A 21522-nucleotide genomic window follows, 5' to 3' on the forward strand; every position below is an offset into this window, starting at 1 on the left:
TTTCCTTTGGTGCAGGAGAGAGAATCGGATTCGGATCAGAGCAGGCCGGCGGCCTGCAGCGCGGACTCGACCACCGTATGGTTGCCGGGCGAAAGCGGCGTGAGCGGCAGGCGCAGCGCACCACCGCACAGGCCCATGCGTTCCATGGCCCACTTCAGCGGGATCGGGTTGGCTTCAACGAACAGGTGCTTGTGCAGCGGCATCAGCTGGAACTGGATGCGCATGGCGGTTTCGCGGTCGCCGGCAATGGCGGCCACGCACAGCTCATGCATCAGGCGCGGCGCCACGTTGGCGGTCACGCTGATGTTGCCCTGGCCGCCGCACAGCATGAGGGCGACGGCGGTCGGGTCATCGCCCGAGTACACGCTGAAGCCCTTGGGTACATCGCGGATCAGCCATTCGGCCTTGGCGATATCGCCCGTGGCTTCCTTGATGCCGACGATGCCGGGCACCTCGGCCAGGCGCAGCACGGTCTCGTGCTCCATGTTGGCCACGGTGCGGCCGGGCACGTTGTACAGGATCATGGGCAGCTCGCCCACGGCTTCGGCAATGGCCTTGAAGTGCTGGTACTGGCCCTCTTGCGTGGGCTTGTTGTAGTAGGGCACGACCTGCAGCTGGCAGTCGGCGCCGACCTTCCTGGCGGCCTTGGCCAGTTCGATGGCTTCGGCGGTGGAGTTGGCACCGCAGCCGGCCATGACCGGCACGCGACCGGCGGCATGCTCGACGGTGACACGGATGATCTCGACGTGTTCCTCGACGTTGACGGTGGGCGATTCGCCCGTGGTGCCGACCACGCCCAGGCAGTCCGTGCCCTGTTCGATATGCCAGTCGACCAGCTTGCGCAGGGCGACGTAGTCGACCTGACCATCAGGCTGGAACGGGGTGACGAGTGCAACAATGCTGCCGGTAAGGGGTTGCATGGGGTGATTCTCAGTGTGAACGATAAAGCTGACGCTGCCGGCAAGGGCTGCCGGCGACGCGACATCTGATTGTAATCAACAGATATTGCCACACAAACGCCGCTTCTGCCGAGAGGCGGACGCAACAATTCCGTTACGTGGGGTATCGCACAACAGGGGAAGGCCGGGCGCAGAAGCGCCGTGACGAGGGACGCAGAGAGCCGGGCGGCCCCTCAAGGAGCCGCGTCGTGGCCCGGGCGTGTGTCGGCTACGCTGGCGTTATTGACCGGGCGCAGGCCCGAAACAGCTCCAGACCAGGTTGCTCACATCCACCATGAAATCCGGTCGCGCGTACAGGAGGAACACCAGCGCCAGCGCCAGCAGGGCGAGCAGCCAGAGCAGCAGACGCTTGATGACCGACATGGCAGCTCCCCTCACGCCGCCCGCGCGCGCAGGCCGCGCTGGATGGCGCTTTCGCGGATCGGCAGGTTGAGCGCAGCAGCCAGCACGCCGAGCGCAATGGCGATGTACCAGACGATGTCGTAGCTGCCGGTGCTGTCATACAGCGCGCCGCCCAGCCACACGCCGAGGAAGGAGCCGACCTGGTGGCTGAAGAAGACGAAACCGCCCAGCATGGACAGGTGCGCCACACCGAAGATCTGCGCCACCATGGCGTTGGTGGGCGGCACGGTGGACAGCCACAGGAAGCCGATCACCGCCGAGAAGATGTAGACGCTGGTGGGCGTGAGCGGTGCCAGCAGGAAGATGGTGATGACCACCGAGCGCGAAAGGTAGATGGCAGCCAGGATGTACTTCTTGGACAGCTTCTGGCCCAGCGCACCGGTCAGGTAGCTGCCGAACACGTTGAACAGGCCGATCAGCGCCAGCGAGTAGCTGGCCACTTCGGTCGGCATGCCGTAGTCGCGCAGGTAGCTGGGCATGTGCACACCGATGAACACCACCTGGAAGCCGCAGACGAAATAGCCGCCCATCAGCAGCAGGAAGCTGGGGTAGCGCAGCGCTTCCTGCATGGCTTCGCCGATGCTCTGGTCGCGTTTGGGCGCGGCACTGCCATGGAAACCCGGCTCGCGCAGGCCGATGGCCAGCGGAATGATCAGCAGCGTGGCCAGGCTCAGCCACACCAGCGCCTGCTGCCAGCCGAGCGTGCTGATCATCCAGCCCTCCAGCGGCAGCATCAGGAACTGGCCGAAGGAGCCGGCGGCGGCCGCAATGCCCATGGCCCAGGAGCGCTTCTCGGGGTCGATGTTGCGGCCGATCACGCCATAGATCACGGCATAGGTGGTGCCGGCCTGGGCCAGGCCGATCAGCACGCCGCAGGTGAGGGCGAGCAGGGTGGGGGTGGGCGAGTAGGCCATGCCGACCAGACCCAGCGCGTAGAACAGCGCACAGACCACCAGCACCTTGAAGGCGCCGAAGCGGTCGGCCAGCATGCCGGCGAAGATGCCGGTAAAGCCCCAGGTCAGGTTCTGGATCGCCATGGCGAGCGAGAAATGCTCGCGCGTCCAGTTGTTGTCGGAGATCATCGGCTGCAGCCACAGGCCGAAGCCATGGCGCACGCCCATCGACAGGGTGACGATCAAGGCCCCGCACAGCAGGATCTGGAACATCGGCAGGGGGCGGTGCGGTGCGGCGCTGGACATGGGTGAACTGCAACAAAAAACCGGCGCTTGCAGGCCGGATGATCAAGGGGTTTCGGTGATGGTAGCAGTATTGGCACCCGCGTGCTGAACGGTGCTGCAGTGAAGCTTGTGTAGGCGTGGAAAGTGTTGCAAACACCACGGAGAGGCGCCGAGCCTTGGCAGGCATCGACGAGGGTTTTCCGGTTCGTCGCCTAGAATCCAGCGCCATGGCCAGCAAACATCCTGATATCGCTTACTCCGAAGGTTCCATCCGTGTGCTGAAGGGGCTGGAGCCCGTCAAGCAGCGCCCGGGCATGTACACCCGCACCGACAACCCCCTGCACATCGTGCAGGAGGTGATCGACAACGCTGCCGACGAGGCGCTGGCGGGTTTCGGCAAGAAGATCAAGGTGGTGCTGCATGATGACCAGTCCATCACCATCGAGGATGACGGGCGCGGCATTCCGTTCGGCATGCATCCCGAGGAAAACGCCCCGGTGCTGGAACTGGTGTTCAGCCGCCTGCATGCGGGCGGCAAGTTCGACAAGGGGCAAGGCGGCGCCTACAGCTTCTCGGGCGGCCTGCATGGCGTGGGCGTGAGCGTGACCAATGCGCTCTCCAGCCGCATGGAAGTAACCAGCTACCGCGAGGGGCAGGTGGCGACGATGGTGTTCTCGCACGGCGACGTGATCGAGCCGCTGAGCGTGCGTACGTCGGCCAGTGGCGACCGCAAACAGGGCACTACGGTGCGCGTCTGGCCGGAAGCAAAATACTTTGAAAGCGCCACGCTGCCGTGGGCCGAACTGGTGCATCTGCTGCGCAGCAAGGCGGTGCTGATGGCGGGCGTGAGCGTCTGGCTCACCAACGAGAAGACGCGCGAGCAGCTGCAATGGCAGTACAAGGGCGGCCTGCGCGACTACCTGATGCAGGAGCTGCCGGCCGATCCGATGTTTCCGCTGTTCGAGGGCGAACAGTACGCCGACAACAGCGAACAATTCTCCGACGGCGAAGGCGCTGCCTGGTGCGTGGCCTTTACCGAAGAAGGCGCGCCGGTGCGCGAGAGCTACGTCAACCTGATTCCCACGCCGGCCGGCGGCACGCACGACAGCGGCCTGCGCGACGGCCTGTTCCAGGCAGTGAAGAGCTTTATCGACCTGCATGCGCTGCTGCCCAAGGGCGTCAAGCTGATGCCGGAGGACGTGTTTGCCCGCGCCAGCTTTGTGCTCTCGGCCAAGGTGCTGGATCCGCAATTCCAGGGACAGATCAAGGAAAAGCTGAACTCGCGCGACGCGGTCAAGCTGGTGTCGGGCTTTGTGCGCCCGTCGCTGGAGCTGTGGCTGAACGAGCATGTGGACTACGGCCGCAAGCTGGCCGAGATCGTGATCAAGGCCGCGCAATCGCGCCAGCGTGCCGGCCAGAAGGTGGAAAAGCGCAAGGGCAGTGGCGTGGCGGTGCTGCCGGGCAAGCTGACCGATTGCGAAAGCCGCGACATCCGCGACAACGAGATGTTCCTGGTGGAGGGCGACAGTGCCGGCGGCAGCGCCAAGATGGGGCGCGACAAGGAAACCCAGGCCGTGCTGCCGCTGCGTGGCAAGGTGCTCAACACCTGGGAAGTGGAACGCGACCGCCTGTTTGCCAATACCGAGATCCACGACATCTCCGTGGCCATTGGCGTGGATCCGCACGGACCGGACGACAAACCCGACCTGAGCAACCTGCGTTACGGAAAAGTGTGTATTCTGAGCGACGCGGACGTGGATGGTTCACACATTCAGGTACTTTTGCTCACACTGTTTTTCCGCCATTTCCCTAAACTGATAGAGGCTGGCCATGTGTACGTGGCCAGACCGCCGCTGTTCCGTGTCGATGCACCGGCCCGCGGCAAGAAACCGGCCGCCAAGCACTATGCGCTGGACGAGGCCGAATTGCAGGCCATTCTGGAAAAACTGCGCAAGGATGGCGTGGCGGAAGGCAAGTGGACCATCTCCCGCTTCAAGGGCTTGGGAGAGATGACGGCCGAGCAGCTGTGGGAAACTACGCTCAACCCGGACACGCGCAGGCTGTTACAGGTGCAGCTGGGAACTCTGGACTGGCTGGAGACCCAAATCACCATGTCCAAACTGATGGGCAAGGGCGAAGCCGCGGCACGCCGCGAGCTGATGGAACTGCATGGCGATGCCATGGAACTTGAACTGGATATCTGAATGAAGCAACTCCGCGGTGTTTTCCTCCTGCTGGCAACGGCCATGGGCAGCTTGCTGCCGCTGGCCGCGCAGGCGGACGTGTGGGGCTATGTCGACGAAAACGGCATGACGCACTTCGCCGAGAAGAAGCTGGATGCCCGCTACCAGCTCTATTTCAAGACCGAGAGTTTCAAATTCGATCCGCGCAAGGCGACGGTGATGGCAACCGGACGCGGGGCGCGCACGCGGGGCGTGGGCGCTGCGGGTCTGGTCTACAACCCCAAGGCAGATTCGGCTGCCGGCACCAAGGCGCAGCGCCTGGTGGCGCTGATCAACCAGTCGGGCGCGTACCGCAACGTGAGCAAGCACATGCAGCGTGAGTCGGCGCGCACCGGCGTGGATTTCGAGCTGATCAAGGCGGTGGCTGCGGCCGAGTCCGGCTTCAACAGCAGTGCGGTATCCAGTGCCGGGGCCGTCGGCCTGATGCAGATCATGCCGGCCACGGCGCGCGACATGGGCGTGCAGTCCGACGAGCGCTATACCGTGGAGCAGAAGCTGACCGATCCGTCGCTCAACGTCAAGCTGGGCACGCGCTACCTGAAGTTCCTGATGAACAAGTTCCCGGGGCGCCTCGACCTGGCGATTGCCGCGTACAACGCCGGGCACGGAGCCGTGCAGCGTGCCGGCTACGCCGTGCCGCGCTATACCGAGACGCAGAACTATGTGCGCACCGTGCTGGCGATCTACCAGACGCTGAAGCCGGGCGCGGCAGGCACTGCCTACGCCGGGGCCACGCCGATTCCGCTGGCGCGCAATCCCAAGAGCAATGGCCGCGTCAGCATGACGTTGGCGGGCGCGAAGACCAAGGCGCCGCAGGCGGTGCCGGCTCCGGTCGTCCGTACGACCTATCAGACGCCTGAAACCGTGGCCCTGGCCAAGGATGTGGCCGCCAAGGCCGAGCAGCCCAGCGCCATGGATACCGTGGCCAGCAAGGTGACGGTGGCCGAGGCAGCGCCCGCCCCGGCGAACATCGTCGGGGATGATGTGGTGATCAAGGATCCGACGGACCGCACGCCGCCGATTCACTGACCGCGTCTTGCGTTTTCACGCCCTGTCCGGGTTTCTGAGGCAGGCTGCGCGCTGCTGGCAAAATGGGGGGTATTCCGCCATGCGATCGCTGCTTCCGGCAGCCTTCGCAGGCCGCGACTTTTCTGCTCACCCTGCATGACCACCCCTGACGATTTCCCGCAACCCGATTCCGCCCCTGCGCTGCCGCAGGATGACAACCCCAACCTCGCCGAATACGCCCAGCGCGCCTATCTTGAATACGCGCTGAGCGTGGTGAAAGGGCGTGCGCTGCCCGATGTGTGCGACGGCCAGAAGCCGGTGCAGCGCCGCATCCTGTATGCGATGGACCGCATGGGCCTGTCCTTTGGCGGCAGCAATGGTGCTGCCGGCGCCAAGCCGGTAAAGAGCGCGCGCGTGGTGGGCGATGTGCTGGGCCGCTTCCATCCGCACAGCGACCAGGCGGCCTACGATGCATTGGTGCGCATGGCGCAGGATTTTTCACAGCGCTACCCGCTGATCGACGGCCAGGGCAACTTCGGCTCGCGCGATGGCGACGGTGCTGCCGCCATGCGCTACACCGAGGCACGGCTGTCGAAGATTGCCACGCTGCTGCTGGACGAGATCGACCAGGGCACGGTGGACTTCGTGCCCAACTACGATGGCTCTACCCAGGAGCCGGCGCAGCTGCCGGCGCGCCTGCCGTTTGCGCTGCTGAACGGCGCCAGCGGCATTGCCGTTGGCATGGCCACCGAGATTCCCAGCCACAACCTGCGCGAAGTGGCCGATGCCTGCGTGGCGCTGGTGAAGGACCCCAAGCTGCCGGAAGAAGACTTGCTGGCGCTGCTGCCGGGGCCGGATTTTCCGGGTGGCGGTCAGATCATCAGCAGCCCGTCCGATATTGCCGATGCCTACCGCAGCGGCCGCGGCAGCCTCAAGGTGCGTGCGCGCTGGACCATCGAGGATCTGGCGCGTGGACAGTGGCAGATGGTGGTCAACGAACTGCCGCCGAACGTCAGCGCGCAGAAGGTGCTGGAGGAGATAGAGGAACTGACCAATCCCAAGGTCAAGTCCGGCAAGAAGGCGCTGAGCCAGGACCAGCTGCAGCTCAAGGCCAGCGTGCTGGCGGTGCTGGACGGTGTGCGCGATGAGTCGAGCAAGGAAGCCGCGGTGCGGCTGGTGTTCGAGCCCAAGAGCCGCACCGTAAGCCAGCAGGACCTGATCACCACGCTGCTGGCGCAGACCAGTCTGGAAACCACGGCACCGGTCAACCTGACTTCGGTCGGCATCGACGGCAAGCCGGTGCAGAAGTCGCTGCGCGCGATGCTGGAGGAGTGGATCACCTTCCGCCAGAGCACCATCACGCGGCGCAGCCAGCACCGTCTGGACAAGGTGCTGGACCGCATCCACATCCTCGAAGGCCGGCAGATCGTGCTGCTGAACATCGACGAGGTGATCCGCATCATCCGCGAGAGCGACGAGCCCAAGCCGGCGCTGATGCAGGCGTTCAACCTGACGGACCGGCAGGCCGAGGACATTCTTGAAATCCGCCTGCGCCAGTTGGCGCGGCTGGAAGCGATCAAGATCGAGCAGGAACTGAAGGACCTGCGCGCCGAGCAGGCGCGGCTGGAAGACATTCTGGGCAGCCCGGCCAGCCTGCGGCGCCTGATGGTCAAGGAGATCGAGGCCGATGCCAAGACCTTCGGCGACGAGCGCCGCACACTGATTCAGCATGAGAAGCGCGTGGTGGCCGAGGTGCGCGTGGTGGATGAGCCGGTGACGGTGGTGATCAGCGAGAAGGGCTGGGTGCGCGCGCGAACGGGTCATGGTCATGAGGCGTCCAGCTTTGCCTTCAAGGCGGGCGATGGCCTGTATGGCACCTTCGAATGCCGCACGGTGGACCAGCTGATTGCCTTTGGCAGCAACGGCCGCGTATATAGCGTGCCGGTGGCCAGCCTGCCGGGTGCGCGTGGCGATGGACAGCCGGTGCAGACGCTGATCGAGCTGGAGAAGGGCACGCATCTGCTGCACTACTTTGCCGGACCGCTGCAGGCCCAGTTGCTGCTGAGCAGCAGTGGCGGCTATGGCTTTCTGGCGCAGGTGGAGCACATGCTGTCGCGCCAGCGCGGCGGCAAGGCCTTTATCGGCTGCAACGAGGGCGAGACCGTGTGTGCGCCCTCGCATGTGGCGGGCAGCAGCGGCAGTGTGGCGCTGCCGGAAGCGACACATGTGGCCTGCGCGAGCGCGGGTGGCCGCCTGCTGACGTTTGCGCTGGCCGAATTGCGCCAGATGCCCAAGGGTGGTCGCGGCCTGATGCTGATGGGGCTGGAGGACAAGGACACGCTGGTGGGCGCCGCCGCCTATACCCGCAGCATCCGCGTGGAAGGTACGGGACGGGGCGGCAAGGCGCGCGAGGAAGTGCTGGAGATCCGCTCGCTCAACAATGCGGCTGCCGCGCGCGGGCGCAAGGGCAAGGCGGCGAACTGGGGCTTCAAGCCGCAGCGGATTGAACGCGTGGAGTGAGGGAATTCATGATGCAATCTCTCTCCGACATGCTGTTTACCCAGGGTTTCGGCACGCGCCGTGTCTGCGCCGGGCTGGTGCAGCAGGGGCTGGTGCAGCTCGACGGCAACACAGTGACCGATGCCCTGCACGAGGTGGAAGTGCGCGAAGGCCTGCCATTCACCGTGCAGGGGCAGGCCTGGGAATACCACGCCCCGGCCTATGTGATGCTGCACAAGCCGGCCGGCACCGAATGCTCGCAGAAGCCCTCGGCCTGGCCCAGCATCTACACGCTGCTGCCGGCGCCGCTGCGCCAGCGTCCGCAAAAGGGCGCGGTGCAGGGCGTGCAGGCCATCGGCCGGCTGGATCAGGACACCACCGGCCTGCTGATCCTGACCGATGACGGCAAGCTGATCCACCGCATGGCGTCGCCCAGGCACCACGTGCCCAAGGTGTACCAGGTGAGGTGCAAGCATCCGGTGGATGCGAAGCAGGTACAACGCCTGCTGGATGGGGTGGTGCTGGATGATGATCCGAAGTCGGTGAAGGCGGCCGCCTGTGTGCAGACCGGCGAGCACACGCTGGACCTGACGCTGACCGAAGGCAAGTACCACCAGGTCAAGCGCATGCTGGCTGCCGTGGGTAACCGCGTGGAGGGGCTGCATCGCAGCCGCATCGGGGCGCTGGAGCTGCCTGCCGATCTGGCCGCCGGGCAATGGCGCTGGCTGAGCGAGGCGCAACTGGTGGCGCTGACGACGAAATAAGCGGTTGCCAAAGGCCCCGGATTGCGCTTCTTCACCGGAACCTGCACGGCACTGGCCACCATGACCAACCGCTGATTTCTTCGCGGCGGTCATCCGGAATTGCTACACTGCACGCCATGAAAATCATGCTGGATGCCTTCTGGCGCGCGCTGGCCTACTGCCTGCACCCGCGCGTGGTCCTGCTTTCGCTGTTGCCGCTGCTGCTGATGGTGGTGGCAGGCATCGCCTTTGCCCAGTGGGGCTGGTGGCCGGTGGTGGATACCGTGCGCCAGTGGCTCGACGGCACGGCGGTGCAGACCGTGATCGACCAGGGCTTCGACTGGCTCGGGGTGCCGCAGTTCAAGTCGGTGATCCCCTCGCTGCTCGTGGTGGTGCTGGTAACGCCGCTCATCGTGATCCTCTCGCTGCTGGCCGTGGCCACGCTGATGACGCCTGCGCTGGTGAAAATGGTGGGTGCGCGGCGCTTTCCGGATCTGGAGCGCCGGCAGGGCGCCGGTTTCTTTCCCAGTCTGGGCTGGTCGCTCGGGCATACGCTGCTGGCGCTGGGGCTGCTGGTGGTCAGCATTCCGTTCTGGTTCATTCCGCCGCTGGTGCTGGTAGTCCCGCCGCTGATCTGGGGCTGGCTGACCTATCGCGTGATGAGTTTCGATGCCTGGGCTGAGCACGCCAGCAAGCAGGAGCGCCGTGCGCTGATGCAGCGCCACCGCTTCGAGCTGCTGACCATGGGCATCGTGACCGGCTTGCTGGGCGCTGCACCCAGTGTGGTGTGGGCATCGGCGGCGGTCTTCATCGCCGCCTTCGTGGTACTGATTCCGGCGGCGATTTGGATCTATGCGCTGGTGTTCGCCTTTTCCTCGCTCTGGTTCAGCCACTTCTGTCTGCAAACCCTGCAGCAGTTGCGTCAGGAACAGGAGTCCGGCTATCGCGGCTCCACCGGCGTGCAGACCACGCTCGACGTGCAGGCGCATGAAGTGGGGCGCCGGCCTGCGAACGGCGCGGGGGAGCTGATGGAACTGCCGCGCAACCCCACGCCCTGAGGCCGCTCGGGAGGGCGGCCGGGCCAGGTTCCGAGGCAGGCCCGTCGCCCAAGCGTGCGCGCGTTCGGAAGGTCTCCAAGCCGCGTCATAATGAACAGGGTTCCGAACACCTCAACGCAGGCCTGCTGCCGGGCCGCCCACAGGAGAGACTGTGAACGCACCGACTCCGCTTGAATCCTCCGGCATTGTGCCGCCGGCTCCGCATGTGACCTTGCCACGCTTCGGCCTGCTGCTGGTGGGGGACGAACTGCTTTCCGGCCGCCGAGCTGATCAGCATGTGCCCAAGACCATCGAGTTGCTGGCTGCGCGCGGACTGACGCTGTCCTATGTGCACATGGTGGGGGATGCACGGGCGGATATTGCGGCGCAGTTGCGGAGCAGCTTGGCGAGCGGCGACGTGGTGTTTTCCTGCGGCGGCATCGGTGCCACGCCGGATGACCAGACGCGGCAGGCAGCGGCCGAGGCGGCTGGCGTGCCGCTGGCCCTGCATCCGCAGGCGGAAGCGCTGATCGGCCAGCGCTTTGCCGAACTGGCTGCGCAAAAGGGTATTCCTTTCGAGCCGGACAGCGCGGACCATCAGCAGCGCCTGCAGATGGGTGTGTTTCCGCAAGGGGCGCAGATCGTGCCCAATCCCTACAACCGCATTCCGGGCTTTTCGCTCGGGCATGTGCACTTCTTTCCCGGTTTCCCCGCCATGGCCTGGCCCATGATGGAGTGGACGCTGGATACCTACTACTCCTTCTGGTTCGACCAGCGCGCCTGGGCGGAAAATGCCGTGGTGGTGAAGAGCGCTTCCGAGGCCATGCTCACGCCGATGATGGAGGCGCTGGAAGCGCGCTACGCGGGCATCAAGGTGTTCAGCCTGCCGACGCTGCAACATCCCGAACATGGGCCGCATATCGATCTGGGCGTGAAGGGCGATCCGGTGCAGGTGGAGCGCGCCTTTGGCGAGATGCTCGACAGCTTGCGCGCCATGGGCTGTGATCTGGGGCCGGTGCAGCATCCGGTGGCGCGCTAGGTTCTGGCGACGGCGGGTGCACCATTTGTGTGCAAAGGCGTTGAGAGAAAATGCACCATATTGGTGCATGATGACCGCGGAGTGGGTCAGGGCGGGCATCAGCCTGACCGGATGGCAATGTGCGGTGAAGAAATATTTGCCCTTGCGCAACACCTCACCATCCCCCAAGCGGCTGCATCAGGTGCACAATTCCAGAGGAAGATCGCTCCCGCTCGGATTTGGTTCAGTGGCGTGGAGCATGGATTTTTTCATCTGGCTGCAAAGTTGGCACGCATCCTGCTTGGTCTCAGGACAGACCGGGGAAGCTAGCCTGCGAGCCCAGCCGGACGGCAACATAGATGTAACCCTTTGAGGAGAACCAGCATGGCAAAGAACGTCGCCGATGTGATGAAGATGGTTGAAGAGAACGAGGTCAAGTTCGTTGACTTCCGTTTCACCGACACGCGTGGCAAGGAACAGCACGTGACCGTGCCGATCTCCCACTTTGACGAGGAGAAGTTTAACGAAGGCCATGCGTTCGACGGCTCCTCCGTGGCCGGCTGGAAAGGCATCGAGGCCTCCGATATGCTGCTCATGCCCGACCCCAGCACGGCTAACATCGATCCCTTCTTTGAAGAGACCACGCTGATCCTGAGCTGCGACGTGCTGGAGCCGGGCGATGGCAAGGCCTATGACCGCGATCCGCGCTCCATCGCCAAGCGTGCCGAAGCCTACCTGAAGGCCTCCGGTCTGGGTGATACCGCCTACTTCGGCCCGGAACCCGAATTCTTCATCTTCGACAATGTGCGCTGGAGTACCGAACCGGGCAATACCTTCTACGCCATCGACGAATACGAGGCGCCCTGGAACAGCGGCCGTCAGTTTGAAGGCGGCAACAAGGGTCACCGTCCGACCACCAAGGGTGGCTATTTCCCCGTGCCACCGGTTGACAGCACGCAGGATATGCGTGCCGAGATGGTGCTGATTCTGGAATCGCTGGGCATTCCGGTCGAGGTGTTCCACCATGAAGTGGCTGGCGCCGGCCAGAACGAGATCGGCACCAAGTTCAGCACGCTGGTCGAGCGCGCCGACTGGACGCAGCTGCAGAAGTACGTGATCTGGAACGTGGCCAATGCCTATGGCAAGACCGCGACCTTCATGCCCAAGCCCTACCACGGTGACAACGGTTCTGGCATGCACGTGCACCAGTCCGTGTGGAAGGATGGCAAGAACCTGTTCGCCGGCAACGGCTACGCGGGCCTCTCCGATTTCGCCCTGTACTACATCGGCGGCATCATCAAGCACGCGCGCGCCCTGAATGCCATCACCAACCCCGGTACCAACAGCTACAAGCGCCTGGTGCCGCACTTCGAGGCTCCGGTCAAACTGGCTTACTCCAGCCGCAACCGTTCTGCTTCCATCCGCATTCCGCACGTGGCCAGCGACAAGGCACGCCGGGTCGAAGCCCGCTTCCCCGATCCGCTGATGAACCCCTACCTGGGCTTTGCCGCGCTGCTGATGGCGGGTCTGGACGGCGTGGAGAACAAGATCCATCCGGGCGAGGCTGCCACCAAGGATCTGTACCACCTGCCGCCGGAAGAGGACAAGCTGATCCCGACCGTGTGCCACAGCCTGGATCAGGCGCTGGAAGAGCTGGACAAGGATCGCGCCTTCCTGACCAAGGGCGGTGTGTTCTCCGACAGCATGCTCGATGCCTACATCGACCTGAAGATGACCGAAGTGAACCGCGTGCGCATCCAGGTGAACCCGGTGGAATTCGACATGTACTATTCGCTGTGATGCAGTGATGAACTCTGGGAAAAGCGGCTTTGGCCGCTTTTTTCATGGCATGTCGCGTGGACTGCGTTACCATTTTGTCACGAAATTTTCATCAATTTCGAATATAGTAATATAGTTCTATTTGATTCCTGCTGCGTATCCGCTTGTCTGGATGCGTGGCGAGTTGGTGTCCTTCATGGTGAGCCCGCGCATCGTCCGCCTGTCTTTCTCTGCTGTATCTGCCGGTGTGTTTGCCGTCGCGGCTGTGGCCGTGGCTCCGGTGCAGGCATCGGGCAATGTCTACCGGTGCGGCAACGAGTACACCAACCAGCCGAGTCGCATCCAGCGCGGTGGCTGTGTGATCGTCACCGGCGGGGCGGTGACGGTGGTGCGCAATGCGGGTCGTGGCAATGCACGGCCTGTGTCCGCGGCAAAGGCGGCTGTTCCACGCAAGGCGGCAGCCAATGTGCAGGCGGTGAGCCTGCCTTCTTCGCGCCATGTGGTTGCCAGTTCGGTGCAGCGTGCGCGGGATGGTGGCGCCCGCAACATTCTGCAGGCAGAGTTGAACAAGGCCATGCAGCGTTTGGGCGAACTGCGCCGCGAGTACAACAACGGCGAGCCCGAGCGTCTGGGCAGCGAGGCAAAGAATTATCAGAAATACCTGGATCGCGTGGCCGGTTTGCGCGCCGGCATCCAGCGTGCTGAAAGCGACATTGCCGGTCTGCAGCGTGAACTGGGTCGCGCCGGCAGCTGAGGCCCGGCCGTCATGCATTAGCATGACAGCACCATGGCAAACGCAGAAGCAGTTCACCGACCAGTTGTTCCGGCTGTCATGCGCTAGCATGCCATCACCATGAGCATTCCCGAACCGCTTCCTGCTGCACCGGCAGCGCGCACGTCTCCCGATGCTGCGTTTGCCGCCTTCGACCGGCTCGCCACGCTGATCGCCGTGGTCGGGGAGGATGCGCGTATCCGCTTTGCCAACACCGCACTGGAAAACGCCTGGGGGCTGTCGCGCCTGAATCTGCACGGGCTGGCTCTGGATCGCTGCATGGCCGACCCGACCGCGTTCGTGCAGGCGATCCGCGATGCAGGCAGCGGGGCTTTTTCGGCCTTGCGCTATGACACTCAGTTGCTGCGACCGGGGCAGGAGGCCTTGCCGGTGCATGTGGTGATTGCGCAGGGCGAGCAGCCGGACCAGGTGGTGATCGAGATGCTGCCGCTGGATACCCAGGCCCGCCACGAACGCGAGGACCGCCTGCTGGCCGAGGCGCAGGCGCACAAGGAACTGGTGCGCAATCTGGCGCACGAGATCAAGAACCCCTTGGGTGGCCTGCGCGGCGCGGCGCAGCTGCTGGAGATGGAACTGGAGGATCCGGCGCTGAAGGATTACACCCAGGTCATCGTGCGCGAGGCGGATCGTCTGCAGGCGCTGGTGGACCGCATGTTGGCACCGCACCGCAGTGCGCCCAAGCGGGAGTGGGTGAATATCCACGAGGTCTGCGAGCATGTGCAGCGGCTGGTGCTGGCGGAGTTTCCGTCGGGGTTGACCGTGGTGCGTGATTACGATGCCTCGATTCCGGAGTTTCAGGGCGATCGGGAACGCTTGATCCAGGCGGTGCTGAATATCGTGCGCAACGCGGCGCAGGCGCTGGTGCCGCAGATGCGCGAAGGCACGGCCTGCATCACCTTGCGCACGCGGGTCGCGCGGCAGATCACGCTGGGACGGCAGCGGCACAAACTGGCACTGGAATTGCTTGTGATTGACAACGGTCCGGGGATTGCCCCCGGGCTGCTGGAGCAGGTGTTCTATCCGCTGGTGACGGGCAAGGCCGACGGCACCGGATTGGGGCTGACCCTGGCCCAGTCCTTCGTGCAGCAGCACCAGGGCCTGATCGAATGCGAAAGTGCGCCGGGGCATACCGTGTTCCGCGTGACCATTCCACTGGGCTGAGCGGCTGCAGCACGCTTCGCTGGCTGTCGGTATGCACCAAAATGGTGCATACTGGCATTTCAAACAGGATGCTGCCATGAAATCAGTCTGGATTGTCGACGACGACGCCTCCATCCGCTTTGTGCTGGAGCGGGCCTTGCAGCGCGCGCAGCTGCCTTCCATGTCTTTCGAGAGCCCGGGACAGGTGCTGGCCGCGCTGGAGGATCCGGCAAGCTACGGTGTGCCCGTGGTGCTGGTCAGCGACATCCGCATGCCGGATGCGGCGGGGCTGTCCGGCCTGGATCTGCTGGCGCGGGTGCAGGGCTCGCATCCGGCGCTGCCGGTGATCGTGATGACGGCGTTTTCCGATCTGGACAGTGCGGTGTCGGCGTTCCAGGGCGGGGCGTACGAGTATCTGCCCAAGCCCTTTGACGTGCAGAAAGCGGTGGAGCTGATCCGGCGTGCCGTGGAGCAGGGGCGCGGGGCGGTTGAGGCCGAGCGCGCGGAAGAGCCCGTCGCTTTGCCGCAGGAGATGCTGGGGCAGGCGCCGGCCATGCAGGAGGTGTTTCGTGCCATCGGGCGGCTGGCGCACAGCGCGGCGACGGTGCTGATCACCGGGGAGAGCGGCACCGGCAAGGAACTGGTAGCGCGGGCGCTGCACCGGCATTCTCCACGTGCTGACGGGCCGTTCGTGGCCATCAATACCGCGGCGATTCCGAAGGATCTGCTCGAGAGCGAGCTGTTCGGGCATGAGCGCGGGGCGTTCACGGGGGCGCAGGCGCAGCGGCGCGGGCGCTTCGAGCAGGCGGAAGGAGGCACGCTGTTCCTGGACGAAATCGGCGATATGCCGCTGGAGCTGCAGACGCGGCTGCTGCGTGTACTGAGCGACGGGCAGTTCTTCCGCGTCGGGGGACACCAGGCGGTGAAAGCGCGGGTGCGCATCATTGCGGCTACGCATCAGGATCTGGAAGAGCGCGTACGGGAAGGGGTGTTCCGCGAGGACCTGTTTCACCGGCTAAACGTGATCCGCCTGCGCCTGCCGGCCTTGCGCGAGCGGCGGGAGGACGTTGTCATGCTGGCGCGCCACTTCCTGCAGCGCAGTGCGCAGCAGCTGGGCATGGAGCCGAAACGGCTGGGCGCGGAAGCTGCGCGGCGACTGACGGCGTTCGATTTTCCGGGCAATGTGCGCCAGCTGGAGAACATCTGCCACTGGCTGACGGTGATGGCGCCTTCGCAGCTGGTGGAGCGGCAGGACCTGCCGGCCGAGGTGCGGGATATGGCGGGCATCGAGGCGGATGCCGGTAATGTGGGGCTGGATTCTGGCGGGTTCCGGCAGCTTGAAGAGGGCGACCTGGCTGCGGAGGCAGGGGGGACGGGTGTCAGCTGGAGTGGGGAGGCGCAGAGATGGACTGCGGATGTGGTTGCTGCGAAGGGCAGTGACACGTACCCGGCTGTGGGTGGCCTTGCTGCGGGCCGAGGTGATACCTCTGTGGATTCGTGCCTGCCCGACAGCGATCTCCCGTGGCAGGAGGGCTTGCGTCACCATGCTCGCAGTCTGCTGATGGAGGGTCATGGCGGGGTGTGGGACACGCTGATGGCCGAATGCGAACGGGCGCTGATCCTGGCGGCCATGGAGTGGACCGGGCAGCGCCGAATCGAGGCGGCGCAGCGGCTGGGCATCGGCCGCAATACCATCAGCCGCAAGATGCAGGAGCTGGGGCTGGATTGACGGGAGGCCGTGTATGTGGGACTTGTCTGTACCGTGGTGGGAACTGGTGCTGCGTGCAACAGCGGTGTTTGCCTTTCTGATCCTGCTGCTCAGGGTGACCGGCAAGCGGCAGATCGGGCAGCTCTCGCCCATGGATCTGGTGCTGCTGCTGGTGTTGTCAAACGCGGTGCAGAACGCCATGAATGCGGGCGACAACTCGCTGACTGGCGGACTGATTTCGGCGACGGTGCTGGTCACCCTGAACTGGCTGCTGAACTTCGTCACCTTCCGCAGCAAGAAGCTGGCTGATCTGGTGGAGGGGCGCGCGCAACTGCTGATCCACAACGGGGTGGTGTACGAGGATGTGCTGGTGGCGGCGAAGATCACGCGGCACGAGCTGAATGCGGCGCTGCGCGGAGGGGGTTACCTGTCGGTGGAGGATGTGCATACGGCAGTGCTGGAGACCAATGGCAGCATCAGCTTCACGCCACGTATCGCGAAGAAGCAGGAGGCCGAGGGCGGAACCTCCGCCAGTACCTCGTCGCCGGTCTAGCGCCCCAGCCTGACCCACCCTGCGGTGGCCAGGCCCAGCAGGGTCATCAGCAGCGAGCCGGCTACATGGAGGGTGATGGCGCTCGCTGCCATCAGCGTTCTGCCCTGCTGCAGCAGGGCCACCACCTCTGCCGAGAAGGTGGAGAACGTCGTCAGTCCTCCGAGAAATCCGGTAATCACCAGCAGGCGCCATGCGACAGGCAAGTCCGGGTAATGCGCAAACCAGGCAATGGCCAGACCAATCAGATAGCCTCCGATGAGGTTGGCGAGCAGCGTGCCGAGAGGGATGGCAGGGAACAGTGCGTTCAGGCCCAGACCGAGCAGCCAGCGCAACACGGCACCTGCAGAGGCGCCGAGGCAGATGGCGAGGAGGGACTGGAGCAGGGTAGTCATTGAGCAGTCAAAGGCGATGCGACATGTGTTTTGCTTTCCCTGAATTGTAGGGGTCTCACCCCGGACCGGGCGCCGGGAAGCTGATTCCGGGAGTCCGGGGATCGGTATCATGCCGTGTTTTACAGACGCGCTCTGCAGGGGGAGACACCGTGCATTTTTATTACTCTGCACCGTCATCCGGCCTGCCACGGGCACACCCATATATGTCCATACACACAATCCGCTTACACTAGGATACTCAGCGACACCCCCGCACACGAGTCAACCAGGATCCAGCGCGACATGACACCAGCTGACAACTCAGCCACCCTGCTAGAAAAACTCTCCCTGCTAACCCGTCTGCAGGGCGAGCCCCTGTCTGCCCACGCCCTCACTGCGCAAACCCTGCGCAACGCCGAGGGCAGGGTGGACCTCAATAGCCTCGGCCAGGTTCTGCTCAGCCATGGCTACGAGAACCAGCTCAGCCAGCGCCCGCTGCTGGAGGTGCCGGCGCTCGCGGCTCCCTTGCTGCTGCTCACCTCGGACGGCGGCGGTGAGGTCGTCTCCGAAATCCAGGGCCAGGGCCAGCAGCGCCGCTACACCCTCATGCGTGATGACGGCAGCACCGAAGTGCTCTCCCACGCCGAGATGGACGCCCGCTACCTTGGCTACTGCTGGTTCGTCAAGATGAAGCCGGAGCAGGATAACCGTTCCGAGTTGCCTGAATACACCATGGGCAAGGCCTGGTTCTGGAAGGTCATCTGGCGCTTCAAACCCTACTACGTCCAGGTGGTGGTTGCCACTTTCCTGATCAACATCCTGGCGCTGGTGGGTTCACTCTACGTGATGAACGTGTACGACCGCGTCATCCCCAACAAGGCCTACGAAACCCTGTGGGTGCTCAGTATCGGCGTGCTGCTCGCCAACCTGTTCGAGTTCGCTGCCCGCAACATCCGCGCGCGTCTCACCGACATCGCCGGCAAGAAGGCCGACCTGATCATCAGCTCGGCCCTGTTCCGCCGCGTCATGGCGATCGACCTGGCGCAAAAGCCGGTCTCGTCCGGCTCCTACGCCAACAATCTGCGCGATTTCGAATCGGTGCGCGATTTCATGACCAGCGCCAGCCTGCTGGCCTTGGTCGATCTGCCCTTCGTGCTGCTGTTCATCTTCGTCATGTACATGGTGGCCGGCCCCCTGGCCATCGTGCCGCTGCTCACCGTGCCCATCGTGGTGATTGCCGGCCTGCTGGCGCAGAAGCCGCTGTCCGAGTCCATCAACATTTCCATGCGCGAGGGCTCGCAACGCCAGGGCCTGGCTGTCGAGGCCATCGAGGGCATCGAAACCCTCAAGGCCAACAACGCCACCAACTGGGCGCAGCAACGCTGGGAGCGCTTCACCGCCACCACGGCGTCTGCCTCCATGCGCCAGAAGGACATCAGCAACCTGGTCGTCAACTTCACGCAGCTGGTGCAGCAGGCCAACACCGTGTTTCTGGTGCTGTACGGCACCTACCTGATCCACCAGCCCGAGCCCACCAGCCGCATCACCATGGGTGCGCTGATTGCGTGCGTGATCCTGTCCGGCCGTGCACTCGCGCCGCTGGGCCAGGTCGCCGGCCTGATGATCCGCTACCAGCAGGCGCGCACCGCACTGCAGGGCCTGAACAGCGTCGTCGAGCGCAAGACCGAGCGCGACATCCACCGCAGCTACATCAGTCCCACCCACATCAAGGGCGAGATCACCTTCGACAAGGCCTCCTTCCACTATGGTGAAAAGGGCCCGCAGGTCTGCAAGGACATGCGCTTCCACATCAAGGCGGGCGAGCGTGTCGGCGTGCTGGGGCGCATCGGCAGCGGCAAGTCCACCATGCTGCGCCTGGCGGCCGGTCTGTTCGAGCCGCAACAGGGCAACGTGCTGCTCGACGGCATGGACCTGCGCCAGATCGACCCCAGCGACGTGCGCAACTACGTCAGCCTGCTCGGTCAGCATCCACGCCTGTTCCTCGGGACCCTGCGTGACAACCTCGAAATGGGCCGCATGGACCGCCTCAGCACCGACGAGGAGCTGGTTGCAGCCCTGCGCCGCTTCGGCCTGGACCGCATGGTGCAAGGCCACCCGCAGGGCCTGAACATGCCCATCGGCGAAGATGGCGCCGGCCTGTCCGGCGGCCAGAAGCAGCTCGTCGGTCTGGCACGCCTCACCCTGCGCGATCCCCGTGTCGTGCTGCTGGACGAACCCACCAGCGGCCTGGACCAGATGACCGAAATGCACGCCCTGCGCGCCGTGGCCGACTGGTCCAAGGCGGGCGAGCGCACGCTGATCGTCGTCACCCACCGTCCGCAGGTACTCAATATCGTCGACCGTATCATCGTGGTTGACCAGGGCCAGATCGTCATGGACGGTCCGCGCGATGCCGTCATGCAGCGCCTGGCGGCCAACGAACGGGCACAGCAACAGGGTGGCGTGCATGCGCACCCGCAAGCCGGCGCTCCGGCGCAACAGGCGGGCACGGTAACGGTCCAGCAGGGCAGGGTAGTGGCGTCTGGCCAGACCCAGGTCGTGCGCGCCCGCCCGGCTGTCGTCTCTGCCTCGGTCAAGCAGGCGACTGCAGCAGCGCCTGCAGAAACAGCGCCTGTCGCAGGTCCGGGCCAGATTTCCGTGCGGGTCACGCCCGCCACGGGCGAGGGCAGCACGGCTGTTGCCACTCAGCCTGCAGCCAGCGCAGCCAGTCCAGCGGCACCGACAACGCAACAGCCCCCCGCAGCACCAGAAATCACAGGGAAGTAACACATGTTCGGCAGCAAGAAACCGTCCGGCAACTCCGGAAGCACGTCCAGCCAGGAGCGCGTTTCCAAGGAAGACCTGCCGCTCCTCAACGACCTGCAGGCTGCCCTGCAGCACGAAAAGCACCGCGGCATGTTCTGGACCGTCGGCCTGCTGGCGGCCCTGCTCATCGCGTTCGTCACCTGGGCCTACTTCAGCAACGTCGAGGAAGTGGCGCGCGGCCAGGGCAGCGTCATCCCCAGCAGCAAGGAACAGGTGATCCAGAGCCTGGATCCCGGCGTGCTGGCCGAAATGCTGGTGCGTGAAGGCGATGTGGTCGAGAAGGACCAGATCCTGCTGCGCCTGGATGACACCCGCACCACTGCCGTCTTCAGGGAAGTCGAGAACAAGGTGCAGGCGCTCGAAGCCACGGCAGCACGCCTGCGCTCCGAGGCGTATGGCATTCCCCTGGAGTTCAAGGAAGGCCTCAGCCCCGAGCTGGTGCAGCGTGAAACTGCTGCCTACCATTCGCGCGTGCGTGCCATGAACGAAAGTGTGCGTGGCCTGGCACGCAGCAAGGCGCTGCTGGATCGGGAAATCTCCATCACCGCGCCCATGGTCGGCAAGGGCGTGGTCTCCGAAGTGGAAGTGCTGCGCATGCGCCGCCAGGCCAGCGAGCTGGCCATGCAGATCACCGAGCGCCGCAACAAGTTCCGCGCCGATGCCAACACCGAACTGGTGCGTGTCGAATCCGAACTGGCCCAAAGCACCGAGAACATGGCCGCCCGTGCCGATCCGATGAAGCGCGCCGCCATCAAGGCGCCGCTGCGCGGCATCGTCAAGAACATCAAGATCAACACCGTGGGCGGCGTGATCAGCGCCGGTCAGGACATCATGGAAATCGTGCCGCTGGAAGGCCCGCTGCTGGTCGAGGCCTACATCCGTCCGCAGGACGTGGCCTTCATCCGCCCGGAAGCGCCCGCCGTGGTCAAGCTCACCGCCTACGATTACGCCATCTATGGTGGTCTGGACGGCAGGGTGACGCACATCAGCCCGGATACGCTGCAGGATAACCGCCGCCCGAGCGAACTCAAGCTCAATCCGGATGAATCCTACTACCGCGTCATTGTCACGACCGACAAGAATACGCTCAAGGACAAGAACGGCAAGGACATGCCCATCATCCCCGGCATGATCGCCTCGGTCGACATCAAGACCGGCGAGAAGACCGTGTTCCAGTATCTGGTCAAACCCATTACCCGACTCAAGCAGGCCCTGCGCGAGCGTTGAGCCCAACCCAGTCACCCTCCCATGCCTTCCTCTCGCGC

17 protein-coding genes are annotated in these 21522 nt (G+C 64.5%); 13 read left to right on the forward strand and 4 right to left on the reverse strand.

The window, feature by feature from the left end; all coding sequences use genetic code 11:
* Positions 1 to 35: 35 nt before the first annotated feature.
* From dapA to BMW28_RS07110, 3 genes are all read right to left on the reverse strand, one after another.
* A complete protein-coding gene (gene dapA, locus BMW28_RS07105; RefSeq protein ID WP_091815902.1) occupies positions 36 to 920 on the reverse strand; it encodes a 4-hydroxy-tetrahydrodipicolinate synthase in 885 nt (294 codons plus the stop codon).
* A gap of 258 nt (positions 921 to 1178) precedes the next feature.
* Entirely contained in the window at positions 1179 to 1322 is a 144-nt protein-coding gene (locus BMW28_RS13010; protein WP_200785751.1) for a hypothetical protein, read from the reverse strand.
* An 11-nt stretch (positions 1323 to 1333) separates the two neighbouring features.
* A complete protein-coding gene (locus BMW28_RS07110; protein ID WP_200785752.1) occupies positions 1334 to 2560 on the reverse strand; it encodes an MFS transporter in 1227 nt (408 codons plus the stop codon).
* Positions 2561 to 2766: 206 nt separating this feature from the next.
* Here BMW28_RS07110 and BMW28_RS07115 point away from each other — a divergent pair, with 206 nt between their 5' ends.
* From BMW28_RS07115 to BMW28_RS07165, 11 genes are all read left to right on the forward strand, one after another.
* The gene (locus tag BMW28_RS07115; protein ID WP_091815905.1) at positions 2767 to 4743 is read left to right on the forward strand and encodes a DNA topoisomerase IV subunit B; all 1977 of its coding nucleotides are present in this window, start codon (positions 2767 to 2769) and stop codon (positions 4741 to 4743) included.
* Entirely contained in the window at positions 4744 to 5811 is a 1068-nt protein-coding gene (locus BMW28_RS07120; protein ID WP_091815907.1) for a lytic transglycosylase domain-containing protein, read from the forward strand. It abuts the gene before it with no gap.
* 135 nt (positions 5812 to 5946) lie between these two features.
* Positions 5947 to 8310: a DNA topoisomerase IV subunit A gene (gene parC, locus BMW28_RS07125; protein ID WP_091815910.1), complete on the forward strand. Its 2364-nt coding sequence runs from the start codon at positions 5947 to 5949 to the stop codon at positions 8308 to 8310.
* Between the two features lie 8 nt (positions 8311 to 8318).
* A complete protein-coding gene (locus BMW28_RS07130; protein ID WP_091815913.1) occupies positions 8319 to 9053 on the forward strand; it encodes a pseudouridine synthase in 735 nt (244 codons plus the stop codon).
* Positions 9054 to 9169: 116 nt separating this feature from the next.
* Positions 9170 to 10090: an EI24 domain-containing protein gene (locus tag BMW28_RS07135; RefSeq protein WP_091815915.1), complete on the forward strand. Its 921-nt coding sequence runs from the start codon at positions 9170 to 9172 to the stop codon at positions 10088 to 10090.
* A 151-nt stretch (positions 10091 to 10241) separates the two neighbouring features.
* A complete protein-coding gene (locus BMW28_RS07140; RefSeq protein ID WP_234970059.1) occupies positions 10242 to 11108 on the forward strand; it encodes a competence/damage-inducible protein A in 867 nt (288 codons plus the stop codon).
* Between the two features lie 363 nt (positions 11109 to 11471).
* Complete coding sequence (gene glnA, locus BMW28_RS07145; RefSeq protein WP_091815916.1) at positions 11472 to 12887, forward strand: type I glutamate--ammonia ligase; 1416 nt, start codon at positions 11472 to 11474, stop codon at positions 12885 to 12887.
* Between the two features lie 151 nt (positions 12888 to 13038).
* Entirely contained in the window at positions 13039 to 13620 is a 582-nt protein-coding gene (locus tag BMW28_RS07150; RefSeq protein ID WP_234970060.1) for a hypothetical protein, read from the forward strand.
* 99 nt (positions 13621 to 13719) lie between these two features.
* Positions 13720 to 14820, forward strand: a complete 1101-nt coding sequence (gene glnL, locus BMW28_RS07155; protein ID WP_091815919.1) for a nitrogen regulation protein NR(II) — start codon at positions 13720 to 13722, stop codon at positions 14818 to 14820.
* 76 nt (positions 14821 to 14896) lie between these two features.
* Complete coding sequence (gene ntrC / locus BMW28_RS07160) at positions 14897 to 16528, forward strand: nitrogen regulation protein NR(I) (protein ID WP_091816196.1); 1632 nt, start codon at positions 14897 to 14899, stop codon at positions 16526 to 16528.
* Between the two features lie 13 nt (positions 16529 to 16541).
* Positions 16542 to 17060: a DUF421 domain-containing protein gene (locus BMW28_RS07165; RefSeq protein ID WP_091815921.1), complete on the forward strand. Its 519-nt coding sequence runs from the start codon at positions 16542 to 16544 to the stop codon at positions 17058 to 17060.
* Here the strand turns inward: BMW28_RS07165 and crcB are convergent.
* A complete protein-coding gene (gene crcB, locus BMW28_RS07170; protein ID WP_407640942.1) occupies positions 17057 to 17452 on the reverse strand; it encodes a fluoride efflux transporter CrcB in 396 nt (131 codons plus the stop codon). The two genes, BMW28_RS07165 and crcB, sit on opposite strands and share 4 nt — an antisense overlap.
* Positions 17453 to 17734: 282 nt before the next feature.
* Between crcB and BMW28_RS07175 the strand changes: the two genes are divergently transcribed.
* Both BMW28_RS07175 and BMW28_RS07180 read left to right on the forward strand, forming a co-directional pair.
* Positions 17735 to 20218 (forward strand): type I secretion system permease/ATPase, encoded by a 2484-nt coding sequence (locus BMW28_RS07175; RefSeq protein ID WP_091815924.1) that lies wholly within the window; start codon positions 17735 to 17737, stop codon positions 20216 to 20218.
* Between the two features lie 3 nt (positions 20219 to 20221).
* Positions 20222 to 21484: an HlyD family type I secretion periplasmic adaptor subunit gene (locus BMW28_RS07180; RefSeq protein WP_091815927.1), complete on the forward strand. Its 1263-nt coding sequence runs from the start codon at positions 20222 to 20224 to the stop codon at positions 21482 to 21484.
* Positions 21485 to 21522: the final 38 nt, after the last annotated feature.

The sequence above is a fragment of the Allobrachymonas denitrificans DSM 15123 genome (assembly GCF_900110225.1).
In the GTDB taxonomy this organism is placed as follows: Bacteria; Pseudomonadota; Gammaproteobacteria; order Burkholderiales; family Burkholderiaceae_C; genus Brachymonas; species Brachymonas denitrificans.